Source organism: Streptomyces sp. NPDC045678 (assembly GCF_056432085.1).
The window spans coordinates 1,210,110-1,225,069 of the sequence record NZ_JBWKJS010000001.1 but is presented as its reverse complement, the minus strand read 5'-3'; the positions used below and the strand labels follow the sequence as shown (position 1 = coordinate 1,225,069).

The 14,960-nt window shown below is 72.6% G+C and carries 19 protein-coding genes; 2 read left to right on the top strand and 17 right to left on the bottom strand.

Features of this window, described 5'->3' with window-relative positions; all coding sequences use genetic code 11:
• The first annotated feature begins 74 nt into the window (after positions 1–74).
• Positions 75–908 carry an HpcH/HpaI aldolase/citrate lyase family protein gene (locus AC07DO_RS05435; protein ID WP_479057245.1) on the top strand — a complete coding sequence of 278 codons (834 nt, stop codon included), beginning with the start codon at positions 75–77 and terminating at the stop codon, positions 906–908.
• A gap of 82 nt (positions 909–990) precedes the next feature.
• On the opposite strand, the gene lgt is transcribed toward AC07DO_RS05435, so the two are convergent.
• The 11 genes from lgt to hisI form a co-directional block, all read right to left on the bottom strand.
• Positions 991–1,974, bottom strand: a complete 984-nt coding sequence (gene lgt, locus AC07DO_RS05430; protein ID WP_479057243.1) for a prolipoprotein diacylglyceryl transferase — start codon at positions 1,972–1,974, stop codon at positions 991–993.
• A 97-nt stretch (positions 1,975–2,071) separates the two neighbouring features.
• The gene (locus tag AC07DO_RS05425; protein ID WP_479057242.1) at positions 2,072–2,851 is read right to left on the bottom strand and encodes a DsbA family protein; all 780 of its coding nucleotides are present in this window, start codon (positions 2,849–2,851) and stop codon (positions 2,072–2,074) included.
• 63 nt (positions 2,852–2,914) lie between these two features.
• Complete coding sequence (gene trpA / locus AC07DO_RS05420) at positions 2,915–3,730, bottom strand: tryptophan synthase subunit alpha (protein ID WP_479057240.1); 816 nt, start codon at positions 3,728–3,730, stop codon at positions 2,915–2,917.
• Positions 3,727–5,013, bottom strand: coding sequence for a tryptophan synthase subunit beta (gene trpB, locus AC07DO_RS05415; protein WP_479057238.1), 1,287 nt, complete (start codon positions 5,011–5,013; stop codon positions 3,727–3,729). The genes trpA and trpB overlap by 4 nt, the downstream gene beginning before the upstream one ends.
• A 136-nt stretch (positions 5,014–5,149) precedes the next feature.
• Positions 5,150–5,311, bottom strand: a complete 162-nt coding sequence (gene trpM / locus AC07DO_RS05410; protein WP_371934713.1) for a tryptophan biosynthesis modulator TrpM — start codon at positions 5,309–5,311, stop codon at positions 5,150–5,152.
• 7 nt (positions 5,312–5,318) lie between these two features.
• A complete protein-coding gene (trpC, locus tag AC07DO_RS05405) occupies positions 5,319–6,128 on the bottom strand; it encodes an indole-3-glycerol phosphate synthase TrpC (protein ID WP_398307283.1) in 810 nt (269 codons plus the stop codon).
• Positions 6,129–6,267: 139 nt separating this feature from the next.
• Positions 6,268–6,693: a DUF2752 domain-containing protein gene (locus AC07DO_RS05400; protein WP_479057236.1), complete on the bottom strand. Its 426-nt coding sequence runs from the start codon at positions 6,691–6,693 to the stop codon at positions 6,268–6,270.
• Between the two features lie 121 nt (positions 6,694–6,814).
• Entirely contained in the window at positions 6,815–7,042 is a 228-nt protein-coding gene (locus tag AC07DO_RS05395; protein WP_479057235.1) for an HGxxPAAW family protein, read from the bottom strand.
• A gap of 108 nt (positions 7,043–7,150) precedes the next feature.
• Entirely contained in the window at positions 7,151–7,798 is a 648-nt protein-coding gene (locus tag AC07DO_RS05390) for a TIGR02234 family membrane protein (protein ID WP_479057234.1), read from the bottom strand.
• A 7-nt stretch (positions 7,799–7,805) separates the two neighbouring features.
• Positions 7,806–9,314, bottom strand: a complete 1,509-nt coding sequence (locus AC07DO_RS05385) for an anthranilate synthase component I (protein ID WP_479057232.1) — start codon at positions 9,312–9,314, stop codon at positions 7,806–7,808.
• A gap of 11 nt (positions 9,315–9,325) precedes the next feature.
• Entirely contained in the window at positions 9,326–9,721 is a 396-nt protein-coding gene (gene hisI, locus AC07DO_RS05380) for a phosphoribosyl-AMP cyclohydrolase (RefSeq protein ID WP_479057231.1), read from the bottom strand.
• An 81-nt stretch (positions 9,722–9,802) separates the two neighbouring features.
• Here hisI and AC07DO_RS05375 point away from each other — a divergent pair, with 81 nt between their 5' ends.
• The gene (locus AC07DO_RS05375) at positions 9,803–10,438 is read left to right on the top strand and encodes a TIGR03085 family metal-binding protein (RefSeq protein WP_479057230.1); all 636 of its coding nucleotides are present in this window, start codon (positions 9,803–9,805) and stop codon (positions 10,436–10,438) included.
• A gap of 21 nt (positions 10,439–10,459) precedes the next feature.
• Here the strand turns inward: AC07DO_RS05375 and AC07DO_RS05370 are convergent, their stop codons facing one another.
• From AC07DO_RS05370 to hisH, 6 genes are all read right to left on the bottom strand, one after another.
• The gene (locus AC07DO_RS05370; protein WP_479057228.1) at positions 10,460–11,701 is read right to left on the bottom strand and encodes an MFS transporter; all 1,242 of its coding nucleotides are present in this window, start codon (positions 11,699–11,701) and stop codon (positions 10,460–10,462) included.
• 11 nt (positions 11,702–11,712) lie between these two features.
• Complete coding sequence (locus AC07DO_RS05365) at positions 11,713–12,294, bottom strand: ArsR/SmtB family transcription factor (RefSeq protein WP_479057227.1); 582 nt, start codon at positions 12,292–12,294, stop codon at positions 11,713–11,715.
• A 124-nt stretch (positions 12,295–12,418) separates the two neighbouring features.
• Complete coding sequence (gene hisF / locus AC07DO_RS05360; protein ID WP_479057225.1) at positions 12,419–13,174, bottom strand: imidazole glycerol phosphate synthase subunit HisF; 756 nt, start codon at positions 13,172–13,174, stop codon at positions 12,419–12,421.
• A complete protein-coding gene (locus tag AC07DO_RS05355; protein WP_479057223.1) occupies positions 13,171–13,584 on the bottom strand; it encodes a RidA family protein in 414 nt (137 codons plus the stop codon). Before AC07DO_RS05355 ends, hisF begins: the two co-directional genes overlap by 4 nt.
• Positions 13,581–14,309, bottom strand: a complete 729-nt coding sequence (gene priA, locus AC07DO_RS05350; RefSeq protein ID WP_479057222.1) for a bifunctional 1-(5-phosphoribosyl)-5-((5-phosphoribosylamino)methylideneamino)imidazole-4-carboxamide isomerase/phosphoribosylanthranilate isomerase PriA — start codon at positions 14,307–14,309, stop codon at positions 13,581–13,583. The genes AC07DO_RS05355 and priA overlap by 4 nt, the downstream gene beginning before the upstream one ends.
• On the bottom strand, positions 14,306–14,947 hold the full coding sequence (hisH, locus tag AC07DO_RS05345) for an imidazole glycerol phosphate synthase subunit HisH (RefSeq protein WP_479057221.1): 642 nt from the start codon (positions 14,945–14,947) through the stop codon (positions 14,306–14,308). Before hisH ends, priA begins: the two co-directional genes overlap by 4 nt.
• Between the last annotated feature and the right edge of the window lie 13 nt (positions 14,948–14,960).

Here is a 14,960-nt window from a genome sequence, read left to right as displayed (position 1 = left end):
GGGTACCGGCCAGAAGTGGTCGCCGAGGCCCCCCACCCAGGCACGATCGCCCCACCCCGCAAGGAGGCCGTCTCGTGACCACCGCCTCCCCCCTCACCTGGCTCTACGCCCCCGGCGACCGCCCCGACGTCGTCGCCAAGGCCCTGCGCGCGGGGGCAGACGCCGTCATCGTCGACCTGGAGGACGCCGTCGCCCCCGACCGCAAGGAGTACGCGCGTGCGGCGACCGCCGAGTTCCTCTCCTCGCCGCAGCCGCTGCCCGTCCACGTGCGCGTGAACGCATTGGACGGGCCCCTGGCCGAGGCCGATCTGCGCGCCGTCGCCCCGCTTCCCGGCGTGGCCGGGCTGCGGCTGCCCAAGGTGACCACCCGCGCCGAGGTCATCCGCGTCGCCGAACGCGCCGTCCCCGCCGACGGCGGCGCCCCCGCCCTGCACGCCCTCGTCGAGTCCGCGCTCGGCCTCGAGCACGCCTTCGCCATCGCCACCGCGCACCCCGCCCTGCGCGGCATCTCCCTCGGGGAGGCCGACCTCCGCGCCGACCTGGGCGTACGCGACGACACGGGGCTCGACTGGGCCCGCTCCCGCGTCGTGGTCGCCGCGCGGGCGGCGGGCCTCGCGCCGCCCGCGCAGTCGGTCCACCCGGACATCCGCGACCTGGCCGGACTCGCCGCGTCCTGCGCCCGGGGCCGCGCCCTCGGCTTCCTGGGCCGCGCGGCGATCCACCCCCGCCAGCTCCCCGTGATCGAGCGGGCCTACCTCCCCACCCCCGCGGAGATCGAGCGGGCGGAGGAGATCACGAAGGCGGCCGCGACGGACGAGGGCGCCCTGGCCCTGCCGGACGGCCGCTTCGTGGACAAGGCGGTGGTGGAGGGGGCCCGGCGGGTCCTGGCGCTGGCCCGCAGGAAGTGACCGTGCGGTGCCGTGGCCGGAGAACGCGAAGGGCCGCCGGATCCTGTGATCCGGCGGCCCTTCGGCGTACGACCGATGAACGTCAGCTCTTCTTGGCCGACCCGGCTTCCTCGTCGGAGGCCGCGGCCTTCTCCTTCGAGCCGTCGGCCTCGGAGGACCTGTCCGCGGACTTCGTCAGCTTCGTGGCACCGGGGGCGCTCCCGTTGGAAGAGCCGGAAGAGCCGGAGGAGTCGGAAGAGGGAGTCGACTCCTCCTCCGGCTCCACGATCTCCTCGCGCCCGGGGTGCTTCTTCGCCGACACCACGAAGTACGCGACCGCGAGCAGGAACACCACGATGGCGGTCCACACGTTCAGGCGCAGGCCGAGGACATGGTGCGCGTCGTCGACCCGCATGTACTCGATCCAGCCGCGCCCCGCGCAGTACGCGGCGACGTACAGCGCGAACGCCCTGCCGTGTCCGAGCTTGAAGCGGCGGTCGGCCCAGATGACCAGGGCGGCGACGCCGATGCACCACAGCGACTCGTACAGGAACGTCGGGTGGTACGTGCCGGGGACCCGGCCGTCCTCCGCCGAAGTGATCTTGAGCGCCCAGGGCACGTCCGTGGCCTTGCCGTACAGCTCCTGGTTGAACCAGTTGCCCCACCGGCCGATGGCCTGGGCGAGGGCGATGCCGGGGGCCAGCGCGTCGGCCCACGCCGGCAACGGAATCCCGCGGCGGCGGCAGCCGATCCAGGCGCCGACCGCGCCGAGCGCGATCGCGCCCCAGATGCCGAGGCCGCCCTCCCAGATCTTGAAGGCGTCCACCCAGTCACGACCGTCGCTGAAGTACAGCTGGTAGTCCGTGATCACGTGGTAGAGGCGTCCGCCGACGAGGCCGAACGGCACGGCCCACACGGCGATGTCGGCCACGGTGCCTGACCGGCCCCCGCGAGCGATCCACCGCTTGTTGCCGAGCCAGACGGCTACGAAGACGCCGATGATGATGCAGAACGCGTAGCCGCGCAACGGGATGGGTCCGAGTTCGACCACACCGCGCGACGGACTGGGAATGAAGGCAAGGTCCATGACACGACCGACGCTACCGTGCCGGGCAGCGGGGGCGGCAACCGGTCCGGCTACGGGTCCATAACAGCCCGTGCCGTTCCGGTTGCCGCCGCGGGCGTCAGTTCCGGCTCGCCTCTTCGACCTTCTGCTTCAGTTTCTGGGGCGACAGCGGGTTGTTCTGGTCCGCGAAGATGTCCTTGCCGTTGAGCCGCACCGTGGGCGTGCCCCGCAGCTTCGCGTCCTGGAACGCCTTGTTGGACTTGTCGACCCAGCTGTCGTGCTTGCCGTCCTCGACGCACTTCTTGAAGGAGTCGCCGTCCAGGCCGTCGACCTGCCCGGCGAGCTCGATCAGCTTGCTGTTCTTGCTGAACGCGTCGTCCGCTTCGCCGGGCTGGTTCTTGAACAGCACGTCGTGGTACGGCAGGAACTTGCCCTCGTCCTGGGCGCAGGCCGCGGCGTTGGCCGCGCGCTTGGAGCCGCTGCCGCCCATGTTCCCGTCGATGAGCGTGGCCAGGTGGTACTCGACCTTGAGCTGCCCCTTGTCGGCGAGCTCGTGGATCGTCGAGCGATAGCCGTCCTCGAAGCCCTTGCAGGCCGGGCAGCGGAAGTCCTCCCAGATGGTGAGGGTGGACTTGGCGCTCTCCTTGCCGACGGGGATCACCGGCCCGTCCTTGTCGCTCGCCCCCTCGGGCGCGACCACCGGGCCCGCCTTGTCGCTCTTGTCGTCGCCGGAATTGGCGGCGAGCAGCCCCACCACGGCGGCGAGTCCGAGGACGCCGACCACCGCGGCGCCCACGATCAGTGCCCGGCGCTGCTTGTCGCGCGCCTTCTGCCGATCTCGCTCTTCCGCCAGCCGCTCACGGGCCGATCGATTTCCCTCACGGTTCTTCTCGCTCACACCCGGCCAAACGAACCGGGGAGGCACGAGCGTGCCTCCCCGGTCCAGGTCCACCCGTACGAGTTACGCCTTCCCACGGACCCCGTCGGCGAGTTCACCGGCGAGCGCGCGCACGGCGGCGAGCCCGGCGGCCTCGTCCGGCGCGTCCAGCATCCGCTGCACGAACGCGGAGCCGACGATCACTCCGTCGGCGAAGCCCGCGACCTCGACGGCCTGGCGGGCGTTGGAGACGCCGAGACCGACGCAGACCGGCAGTCCGGTGGTGGCCTTGGTGCGGCGCACCAGGTCCTGCGCCTGGGTGCCCACCGACTCACGGGTGCCGGTGACGCCCATCAGGGACGCCGCGTAGACGAAGCCGGAGCCCGCCGCGGTGATCGTGGCGAGCCGCTCGTCCTTGCTGCTCGGCGCGACGACGAAGACCGTCGCCAGGTCGTGCTTCTCGGCGTGCTCCCTCCACAGCGCGGACTCCTGGACGGGCAGGTCCGGCAGGATGCAGCCCGCGCCGCCCGCCTCGGCGAGCTCGGCGGTGAAGCGCTCCACTCCGTAGCGGTCGATCGGGTTCCAGTACGTCATGACGAGCACCGGCTTGCCGGTCGCCGCGTGGGCCTCGCGGACGGTGCGCATGACGTCGCGGATCTTGAGGCCGCCGCGCAGCGCGATGTCGTCGGCGGTCTGGATGACCGGGCCGTCGAGCACCGGGTCGGAGTGCGGCAGGCCGACCTCGACCACGTCGGCGCCGCCGTCGAAGACCGCCTTGACGGCCTCGATGCCGCCGTCGACGGTGGGGAACCCCGCGGGCAGGTAGGCGATGAGGGCGGCGCGGCCCTCGGCCTTGGCGCCGGCGAGGGCGTCGTTCAACAGCCGGATGTTGCCGCTCACTTGGCGTCCCCCTCGATCTCCGCACCGGTCGCGGAGGCGTCCGCCTCGACGACGGCGTCCGTGTCGTACAGGCCGAAGTAGCGTGCGGCCGTGTCCATGTCCTTGTCGCCGCGCCCGGACAGGTTGACGACGATGAGGCCGTCCTTGCCGAGCTCCTTGCCGACCTCCAGGGCGCCGGCGAGCGCGTGGGCGCTCTCGATGGCCGGGATGATGCCCTCGGTGCGCGACAGGAGGCGCAGGGCCTGCATCGCGGCGTCGTCGGTGACCGCGCGGTACTCGCCGCGGCCGCTGTCCTTGAGGTAGGCGTGCTCGGGGCCGATGCCGGGGTAGTCGAGTCCCGCGGAGATCGAGTAGGGCTCGGTGATCTGGCCCTCCTCGTCCTGGAGGACGTACGACCGCGACCCGTGCAGGATGCCGGGCTCGCCCGCGGTCAGGGTGGCGGCGTGCTCGCCGGTCTCCACGCCGTGTCCGGCGGGCTCGCAGCCGATGAGGCGTACGTCCGTGTCCGGGATGAAGGCGTGGAAGAGGCCGATGGCGTTGGAGCCGCCGCCCACGCAGGCGACGGCGGCGTCGGGCAGGCGCCCGGCGCGCTCCAGGATCTGGCGCCTGGCCTCGACGCCGATGACGCGGTGGAAGTCGCGCACCATGGCGGGGAAGGGGTGCGGTCCCGCGACGGTGCCGAAGAGGTAGTGGGTGCGGTCCACGTTGGCGACCCAGTCGCGGAACGCCTCGTTGATGGCGTCCTTGAGGGTGCGGCTGCCGGACTTCACGGCGACGACCTCGGCGCCGAGCATCCGCATGCGGGCCACGTTCAGGGCCTGGCGCTGGGTGTCGATCTCGCCCATGTAGATGGTGCATTCGAGGCCGAAGAGCGCGCAGGCGGTGGCCGTGGCGACGCCGTGCTGGCCCGCGCCGGTCTCGGCGATGACGCGGGTCTTGCCCATCCGCTTGGTGAGCAGGGCCTGGCCGAGCACGTTGTTGATCTTGTGCGAGCCGGTGTGGTTCAGGTCCTCGCGCTTGAGGAAGATGCGGGCGCCGCCGGCGTGCGTCGCGAACCGGGGCACCTCGGTGAGGCTGCTGGGCCTGCCGGTGTAGTGGACGAGCAGGTCGTCGAGTTCGGCGGCGAAGGCGGGGTCGCTCTTGGCCTTGTCGTACTCGACGGCGACCTCGTCCACGGCGGCGACGAGGGCCTCCGGGATGAACTTGCCGCCGTACGCGCCGAAGTAGCCTTCGGCGCTGGGGATCTGCCCCTCCGGGTCGGGGATGAAGTACTCGCTGGACATGCGGAAACCTCGCAATGGCTGGCGTTGGCGGTTGGCATGAAATCGCCCGACCGCCGTAGCTGGAGCGGGTTCCGTCGCGATCGCGGCCCGGTGTGGGCTGATCGCGCAGTTCCCCGCGCCCCTGAAGGGGCGCTTCTCAGCTCGGTCGGCGCTCAGGGCGCCGTCGCCATCGCATCCCGGGAATCTGGCCGGGCTCAGAGCCGATGTGGTACCGCACCCGCCGGCCCCGCACGCGCCGCGCGGGCGCCCGGCAGCCGCGGGGGCGGCAGCCGGGTGCGAGGCGGGCGGAGATCGACACGGGGGGGTCAGCTCCGTCCGTGGCGGAGCGCCGGGTGCGTGCCCGCGGCGACGAGGTCGGAGACCGCGCCCTTCGGGTCGCGGCCGGTGACCAGGGACTCGCCCACGAGCACCGCGTCGGCGCCCGCGTTGGCGAACGCGATGAGGTCGTGCGGGCCGCGCACGCCGGACTCGGCGATCTTGACGACGCTGTCCGGCAGCTCGGGGGCGACGCGCTCGAAGGTGGAGCGGTCGACCTTGAGGGTCTTGAGGTCGCGGTTGTTGACGCCGATGACCCGGGCGCCCGCGTCGACGGCGCGCTCGGCCTCGTCCTCGTCGTGGACCTCGACGATCGGCGTGAGGCCGATCGACTCGGCGCGCTCGATGAGGGACTCCAGGGCGGGCTGCTCCAGGGCGGCCACGATCAGCAGGGCGAGGTCGGCGCCGTACGCCCTGGCCTCCCACAGCTGGTACGAGGTGACGATGAAGTCCTTGCGGAGCACCGGGATGTCGACCTTGGCGCGGACGGCCTCCAGGTCGGCGAGCGAACCGCCGAAGCGGCGCTCCTCGGTGAGCACGGAGATGACGGCGGCGCCGCCCGCTTCGTAGTCGGCGGCGAGACCTGCCGGGTCGGCGATCGCGGCGAGCGCGCCCTTGGAGGGGCTGGAGCGCTTCACCTCGCAGATGACCTTGACGCCGTCGCCGCGCAGGGCCGCCGCGCCGTCCTTGGCCGCGGGAGCCTTGGCCGCACGCTCCTTGAGCTCGTCGAGGCTGACGCGTGCCTGCCGCTCCGCGAGGTCGGCACGGACTCCGTCGATGATCTCGTCGAGCACACTCACGCGAGCGGCCCCCTTCCTGACGGTTGAGCTGACGTTCAAGCTGGTCACTGCGATGGTATCCGCAGGAGGGCGAAGGGCCCGCATCCGGTTGACGCCCGTCCCACGACCTGGACAGGCGCCGGGCCCGCTGCCTGCGGTTTCAGGGATGCAGCCATGACCCGAACGGCAGATTGCGTGCCAGGGTGAAAACCGCCACGAGGGCGCCGACGCCCCACAGCTGCGCCGTCCCCAACGTGATCCGCAACGGCCGCCCGCGCACCGTGCGGACCACCCACACGGCCCACACCACGGCGAAGAGGACGTACCCGGCGACGGCGAGCGCGTTGGCGCCCAGGGCCGCCGTGAGATCGCCGTGGACGAACGCGTGCGCGCTGCGCAGGCCGCCGCAGCCGGGGCAGTAGATGCCGGTGAGGCGCAACAGCGGGCAGGCGGGGTAGTGGCCGGGTTCGTTCGGGTCGACGGCGCCGACGTAGGCGAAGGCTCCGGCGACCGAGGCGAGCAGTCCCGCGGGGACGAGCAGGCGGGTCAGGACGGCGGGCGCGGCGCTGTCGGTGTCGGCGGTCACCCGTGCATTCTGCTACGCGCCCGGGCGCGTCGCCCGACGTCCGGGCCCGGGGCCCGTGTCGCGGTACGCGAAAGAGGCGGCCCCGGCACCTGCCGGACCGCCTCTCGTCGTCCTGCGGAGATCAGCTCTCGGACCGTACGCCCTGCCGGTGCGGACGCTTGACCTGACCCATACCCGCGGCACGCATCGCTCCGCCCACGAGGCCGCCGATGACGATGATGGCCATGCCGGCCCAGAAGCCGGGCACATTGGCCATCACCATGAAGGCACCGGCGACGCAGAAACCGATGAAGGCGATGATGACACCGGTCCAGGCGGCCGGGGTGTGTCCGTGGCTGCTGCCCGCCATTGAATTGCTCCTCGTTGCTGTGTGCGTGGTGGTGGGTGGGAAGCCCACCGCGAGTCGGACGCTCGCGGTCATTGTCCCGTACGCGCGCGTGTGGGCCGAGCGCGGGGGTCATGTTCCGTGCGTCGGGTCCTCGCCGCGGTCGAGGGCCTTCCACAGCTCCTCGGGCCGCTCCGGGTCCGGGGCGCGGCGCGCCTTGCGGGGGCTCGGCGTGCCGTCGCGTTCGTACCGCCCCGACATGGCGGGCCACGAGCGGCCGTAGGTGAGGGCGAGGAGGCCGGCGAGGAGGATCAGCGCGCCCGCGGCGGCCGCGGCGTACGGCCAGCCGGTGTGCGACAGGTCGCCGATGGTGGTGGCGGCGTCGCCGGAGGCGGTGGCGGCCTTCTCGTCGAGGGCGTCGCTGTCCTCGGCGCCGAGCAGGGCCGCGGCCACGATGCCGCCGCCGCTCAGGGTGAGCATCAGCGAGACGAGGAAGCGGCCGGCACGGCGGACCGCGAAGACCGCGACGAGGGCGGCGAGGCCCACTATCGCGAGGGCCGCGGGCACGCCCGTGACGTCGCTGCCCTTGGCGGTCAGCGGCAGCTCGCCGCCGGCCACCGACGCGGTGCCGTGGGCCCAGGCCTGGCGGGACGCGAGCAGCGCGAGGGCCGCGCCGACGGCGCCGAGCAGCAGCGCGACGGCGATGCTGCGTCTGCTGCTGCGCTGGGCCGGACTCTCGGACGTGTCCTCGGTACGGGGCGGTGGTACGGCAGAAGTCACCTGTCCACTATCCCTCACCGCTCGAACGATCGTGCAGGCGGTTCGCCGTGTGGATGGCGCGGAGCACCGCGGCGGCCTTGTTCCGGCACTCGGTGTCCTCGGCGACGGGGTCCGAGTCGGCGACGACGCCTGCTCCGGCCTGCACGTATGCCGTGCCGTCGCGGAGCAGGGCGGTGCGGATGGCGATGGCGGTGTCGGAGTCGCCCGCGAAGTCGAGGTAGCCGACGCAGCCGCCGTAGAGCCCGCGGCGGGACGGCTCCAGCTCGTCGATGATCTGCATGGCGCGGGGCTTGGGGGCGCCGGAGAGGGTGCCCGCGGGGAAGCAGGCGGTGAGGACGTCGAAGGCGGTGCGGCCCTGGGCGACCTGTCCGGTGACCGTCGACACGATGTGCATGACGTGGGAGTACTTCTCGATCGACATGAAGTCGACGACCTCGACGGAGCCCGGCTCGCAGACCCGGCCCAGGTCGTTGCGGCCCAGGTCGACGAGCATCAGGTGCTCGGCGCGCTCCTTGGGGTCGGCGAGCAGCTCGTCGGCGAGCGCCTGGTCCTCCTGCGGGGTGGCGCCGCGGTGCCGGGTCCCGGCGATGGGGTGGACCATGGCGCGTCCGTCCTCGACCTTGACGAGGGCCTCGGGCGAGGAGCCGACCACGTCGAACCCGTCGAAGCGGAAGAGGTACATGTACGGCGACGGGTTGGTGGCGCGCAGGACGCGGTAGACGTCCAGCGCGCTCGCCGTGCACGGGGTCTCGAAGCGCTGCGAGGGCACGACCTGGAAGGCCTCGCCGGCCCGGATGCGCTCCTTGATGTCCTCGACGGCTTCCTGGTACTGCTCGCCGCCCCACAGGGCGGTGTAGTCGGGGAGCTCGGAGGGCGGCAGGGCGGCCGGGGGCTGGGAGACGGGCCGGGAGAGGTCGGTCTCCATGGCGTCGAGCCGGGCGATCGCGTCGGCGTACGCCTCGTCGACGCCCGTCTCCAGGTCGTTGTGGTTGATCGCGTTGGCGATCAGGAGCACCGAGCCGTCCCAGTGGTCGAGGACGGCGAGGTCGCTGGTGAGCAGCATGGTCAGCTCGGGCAGCCGCAGGTCGTCGCGGTCGCCGGGGCCGATCTTCTCCAGGCGGCGCACGATGTCGTAGCCGAGGTAGCCGACCATGCCGCCGGTGAAGGGCGGCAGGCCCTGGGCGCTGACGACGTCGTGGGGGGTGTGCAGTATCCCGATGGTGGCGCGCAGCGCGGCGAGCGGGTCGCCGGAGGTGGGCACGCCGACGGGCGGGGTGCCGAGCCAGTGGGCCTCGCCGTCGCGGACGGTGAGGGCGGCGGCGCTGCGGACGCCGACGAAGGAGTACCGGGACCACGATCGCCCGTTCTCCGCGGATTCCAGGAGGAACGTGCCGGGGCGTTCGGCGGCGAGTTTGCGGTAGAGGCCGACGGGGGTGTCGCCGTCCGCGAGGAGCTTGCGGCTGACGGGGATGACGCGGCGGTCGGACGCCAGCTTGCGGAAGGTCTCGAGGTCCATGTCAGCCGACCCTACTGACCGGTGCCGGGCTCGCCGGGCACGGGCAGCACCGGCAGTACGTCGGTGTCGAAGCAGGTGCGGGTGCCGGTGTGGCAGGCCGCGCCGATCTGGTCGACCTGGACGAGGACGGTGTCCGCGTCGCAGTCGAGCGCGACCTCCTTGACGTACTGGAAGTGCCCCGAGGTGTCGCCCTTGACCCAGTACTCCTGGCGGCTGCGCGACCAGTAGGTGCAGCGGCCCGTGGTGAGGGTGCGGTGCAGCGCCTCGTCGTCCATCCAGCCGAGCATGAGCACCTCACCGGTGTCGTACTGCTGGGCGATGGCGGGGACGAGCCCGTCGGCGCTGCGCCTGAGGCGCGCGGCGATGTCCGGGGCGAGGCTGCTGCTGGGCGGGGGCGCGCTGGTCATGGGCCCATTGTGCCGCGCCCGGCGGGCCGTCCTTCGCGGCGTCCACTGTCCGGACCTCGTGACCGGTCGTAGGGTGGCTGCATGTCGACCCATGCGAAGCGTGAACGACTTCTTCTCGCCGATCTGTTGGAGGCGGAGGGCCCGGAGGCGCCCACCCTGTGCGAGGGCTGGAGGACGCGTGACCTCGCGGCCCACGTGGTGGTGCGCGAGCGCCGCGCGGACGCGGCGGGCGGGCTCCTGATCAAGCAGCTCGCGCCGCGCCTCGAGCGGGTGCAGGCCGAGTTCGCCGCGAAGCCGTACGAGGAACTGATCCAGCTGATCCGTACGGGCCCGCCACGGTTCTCCCCCTTCGCCCTGAAGCAGATCGACGAGCTGTCGAACGCCGTCGAGTTCTACATCCACACGGAGGACGTGCGCCGCGCGCGGCCCGGCTGGACGCCGCGCGAGCTCGACCCGGTCTTCGCGGACACCCTCTGGTCCCGCCTGGAGCGCTCGGCCCGTCTGGTGGGCCGCAAGGCGCCGGTGGGCCTGGTGCTGCGCCGCCCGGACGGTCAGACGGCGGTGGCCCACCGGGGCGCGCCGGTGGTGACGGTGACCGGTGAGCCGTCCGAGCTGCTGCTGTACGCGTACGGCAGGCAGGACGTCGCGGACGTGGAGCTCGACGGCGACAAGCAGGCGATCGCCAGGCTGCACGAATCGAAGCAGCTCGGTCTGTGACGGTTCTTTGAAAGGCCCTGCTCAGCGCGGGAGTTCGGCGCGGCGCAGGGGGCGTGAGCAGAGGCCGATGACGCCGCCCGTCGCACTGAGCGCGGCGCACACGGCGTACACCGGCTCGACGCCCCATGCCCCGATCGCCGCGCCGACGACCGGGTAGCAGAGCGGTGCGACGCCCATGGTGAACAGGGTGGCGACGGAGGTGACGCGCCCCAGGTAGGCGGGGTCGGCGGCGGTCTGCATCAGGGCCGCGATCAGGGCGCCGCCGAGCCCGGTGCACAGCCCCACGCAGAGTCCGGCCGCGGTGGCCGCCGCGACGGAGGGCGCGAAGCCGATGCCGCCCAGGGCGACCGCGCCCGCGATGACTCCCGCGGACTGCACCGCTCCGGCCCGGGGTATCCGGCCGCGTACGGCGAGCAGGAGGGCGGAGAGGCCCGCCCCGACGCCGAATCCCGCGATGATCCAGCCCATCCCCGACGCCCCCCAGCCGCGCCGGTCGGCGAGGAGCACCAAGCCGATGTTGGCGGGCCCGGCGAAGCCGAGTTCCGTCACCGCCGCGACGAGCGTCAGCGGGGCGAGGAGCCGGTGCCCGCGGATGTACCGCAGCCCGTCGGCGAGTTGCCGCAGGGCCGGTTCGCCGCGCGCCGTGGCGTCGTCGGCGGGCAGTGGGCGCAGGCGTACGGCCGCGAGCAGCACCAGCGAGAGGACGAACAGCGCGCCGCCGAGGGCGAACGCGGCCGACGGTCCGCCGAGCGCCACGGCGAGGCCGCCCAGCGGTGCCGCGACGACGGTGGCGACGCGCTGGGCGAGGCCCCGCATGCCCTGGACGCGTCCCAGCTGGTCCGACGCGGTGATGCGGGGCGGCAGCGCGCCCACGCTGGGCAGGAACACGGCGTCGACGGCGCCGAAGACGAGGGCGAGGCAGGCGAGCAGCCAGATGCCGGGCGAGGAGACGAGGAGCAGCAGGGCGGCCGCGAGGAGCACGGCGCAGCGGACGGCGTCGCTGCCGATCACGACGCGGCGCGGGCCGAGCCGGTCGGCGACGACTCCCCCGCCGAGCATGAGGGCGGCGCGGGGCACGGCCCCGACGGCGAGGACGAGGCCTGCCTGGCCGGGGCTGCCGCTGCGGGCCGCGGCCCAGGACAGGGCGACGAAGTAGATCCCGTCGCCGATCATGGACGTGGTGTAGGCGCCGAGCCAGCGCAGGACGTTGGCGTCGCGGTGGGCGGGGCGGTCCGTCGCCACGGGGGCGGTCGCGGTGGTCACGGCGTGGCCTCTCAGAGCCGGAACGGGAAGCTGGCCAGGTGCACGGCGACGTTCTCGCGGCCTTCGGTGTCCCCGGCCGCCTCGGCGGCCTTGCCGCGTTCCGTGTACGTCTGGACCAGGGCCTGGATCTCGGCGTTCAGGGCCGTGAGTTCGGCGGGGTTGAGGCGCGCGAGGAAGTCCGACTGGTCGGCCGCCCTGCGCCACTCCGCGCCCCAGGCCGTCTGCTGGTCGAGGTAGGTCTCGTACTGCTCCCTGCGGTGTGCGATCAGGCCGCGGAGGACGGCCGCGTGTGTGGCCGCTCCCTCGGGCGTGTCCTTGAAGTCCTCGTGGCGGAAGCTGAGCGTGTCCTGCGCGGCCTGCCACCAGCGCTCCCGCGCGTCCTCGCTCTGTGCGTCGGCCTCCTCGATGAGGCCGTGCTCGGCGAGCTTGCGCAGGTGGTAGCTGACGAGTGAGACGGCCTCGTCGACCTGCGCGGCCAGGTGCGACGCGGTCGCGGGGCCGCCCACGCGCAGGGTGCTGTACAGCTTCATGCGCAGGGGGTTGCCGAAGGCCTTGAGGGTGCCCAGATCCGTGATGCGGCGTCGGTTCTCCATACCCCCACCGTAGATACGAAAGAAAAGTTGCACAACAAATATTGCGCAACTTTCCCTTCGCATCCGACCGAGAAAAAGCCCCGGCCACCCACCAGGGCGACCGGGACCAGGCAGAAACGAACCACTAGCGGACCGGGTGGCCCGCCCCCCGCAGCGTCTCCTTGACCTCGCCGATCCGCAGATCGCCGAAGTGGAAGACCGATGCCGCGAGCACCGCGTCCGCGCCCGCCGCGACGGCGGGCGGGAAGTGTTCGAGGCGGCCCGCGCCACCGGAGGCGATCACCGGAACGGTCACGTGCTTGCGCACCGCCGAGATCATCTCGATGTCGTAGCCGTCCTTCGTGCCGTCCGCGTCCATCGAGTTGAGCAGGATCTCCCCCGCGCCGAGCTCCGCGGCCCGGTGCGCCCACTCGACCGCGTCGATCCCCGCGGACTTGCGGCCGCCGTGGGTGGTCACCTCGAAGGAGCCGGCAGGCGTGCGCCGCGCGTCCACGGAGAGGACGAGCACCTGGCGGCCGAACCGCTCCGCGATCTCACGGATCAGCTCGGGTCGCGCGATCGCCGCCGTGTTGACGCCGACCTTGTCCGCGCCCGCGCGCAGCAGCTTGTCGACGTCCTCGGCCGTGCGGACGCCGCCGCCCACCGTGAGCGGGATGAAGACCTGCTCGGCGGTGCGGCGGACCACGTCGTACGTCGTCTCGCGGTTGCCGGACGACGCGGTGATGTCCAGGAAGGTGAGCTCGTCGGCGCCCTCGGCGTCGTACACCTTGGCCATCTCGACGGGGTCGCCCGCGTCGCGCAGATTCTGGAAGTTGACGCCCTTGACGACGCGGCCGTTGTCCACGTCCAGGCAGGGGATGACGCGCACGGAGAGAGTCATTCCGCACCTCCACGGGCGGCACGCGGACCGTACGCCTCCACCTCGACCTCGACGACCAGGCTGGGGTCGACGAAGCCGGAGACGATCAGCATCGACGCGGCGGGGCGCACGTCGTCGAAGAGCTCCTTGTGGGCGCGGCCCACCTCGTCCACGTCCCGCGCGTGCGTGAGGTACATGCGGGTGCGGACCACGTGCTCGCGGCCGAGGCCCAGCTTCTTCAGCGCATCGAACGCGACCTGGAAGGCGTTGATCGTCTGCTCGTAGGGAGTGCCCGCGTCGATCGCGCCGTTCACCACGGACGTGCAGCCGGACACCAGGACGAGGCCGTTGGGCAGCTCGACGGCGCGGGAGTAGCCGATGGCGTCCTCCCACGGGCCGCCCGAGCTCACCCTGCGGATGGCGTCCCTCATGACGACGCCACCGCGGCGAGCGCCTCTTCGAGGGTGAACGCCTTCGCGTACAGCGCCTTGCCGACGATGGAGCCCTCGACGCCCTGCGGGACGAGCTCGGCGATGGCGCGCAGGTCGTCCAGGGACGAGACGCCGCCGGAGGCGACCACGGGGCGGTCCGTCGCCGCGCAGACGTTCTTCAGGAGCTCCAGGTTGGGGCCCTGCAGCGTGCCGTCCTTGGCGATGTCCGTGACCACGTAGCGCGCGCAGCCCTCGGCGTTCAGGCGCTCCAGGGTTTCGTAGAGGTCACCGCCGTCGCGGGTCCAGCCGCGGCCGCGCAGCGTCGTGCCGCGTACGTCGAGGCCGACCGCGATCTTGTCGCCGTGCTCGGCGATGACCTTGGCGACCCACTCCGGGGTCTCCAGGGCGGCCGTGCCCAGGTTGACGCGGGTGCAGCCGGTGGCGAGCGCCGCGGCCAGGGAGGCGTCGTCGCGGATGCCGCCCGACAGCTCGACCTTGATGTCCATCGCGCCCGCGACCTCGGCGATCAGGGCGCGGTTGTCGCCGGTGCCGAACGCGGCGTCCAGGTCGACCAGGTGCAGCCACTCGGCGCCCGACCGCTGCCAGGCGAGGGCGGCCTCCAGCGGGGAGCCGTAGGAGGTCTCCGTGCCGGACTCGCCGTGGACGAGGCGTACGGCCTGGCCGTCGCGGACGTCGACGGCGGGAAGGAGTTCGAGGGTGCTCACAGGGTTCCGATCCAGTTGGTGAGGAGCTGGGCGCCGGCGTCGCCGGACTTCTCGGGGTGGAACTGGGTGGCGCTCAGGGCGCCGTTCTCGACGGCCGCCACGAAGGGCTCGCCATGCGTGGACCAGTGCACGTAGGGGGCGCGCATCGCCGGGTTCGCGACCTCCAGGGACCAGTCGTGGACCGCGTAGGAGTGCACGAAATAGAAGCGCGCGTCGTCGTCGAGGCCCTTGAAGAGCGGGGATCCCGCCGAGGCCTGGACCGTGTTCCAGCCCATGTGCGGCACGATCTCGGCCTTCAGCGGCTCGACCGTGCCGGGCCACTCGTCGAGGCCCTCGGTCTCCACGCCGTGCTCGATGCCGCGCGCGAAGAGGATCTGCATGCCGACGCAGATGCCCATCACGGGCCGCCCGCCGGACAGGCGGCGGCCGACGATCCAGTCGCCGCGCGCCTCCTTGAGCCCCTGCATGCAGGCGGCGAAGGCGCCGACGCCGGGCACGAGCAGGCCGTCGGCGTTCATGGCCTTGTCGTAGTCACGGGTGATCTCGACGTCGGCGCCCGCGCGCGCGAGGGCGCGCTCGGCGGAGCGCACGTTGCCGAAGCCGTAGTCGAAGACGACGACCTTCTTGGGAGTGCTCATGTGCGTACGCCTC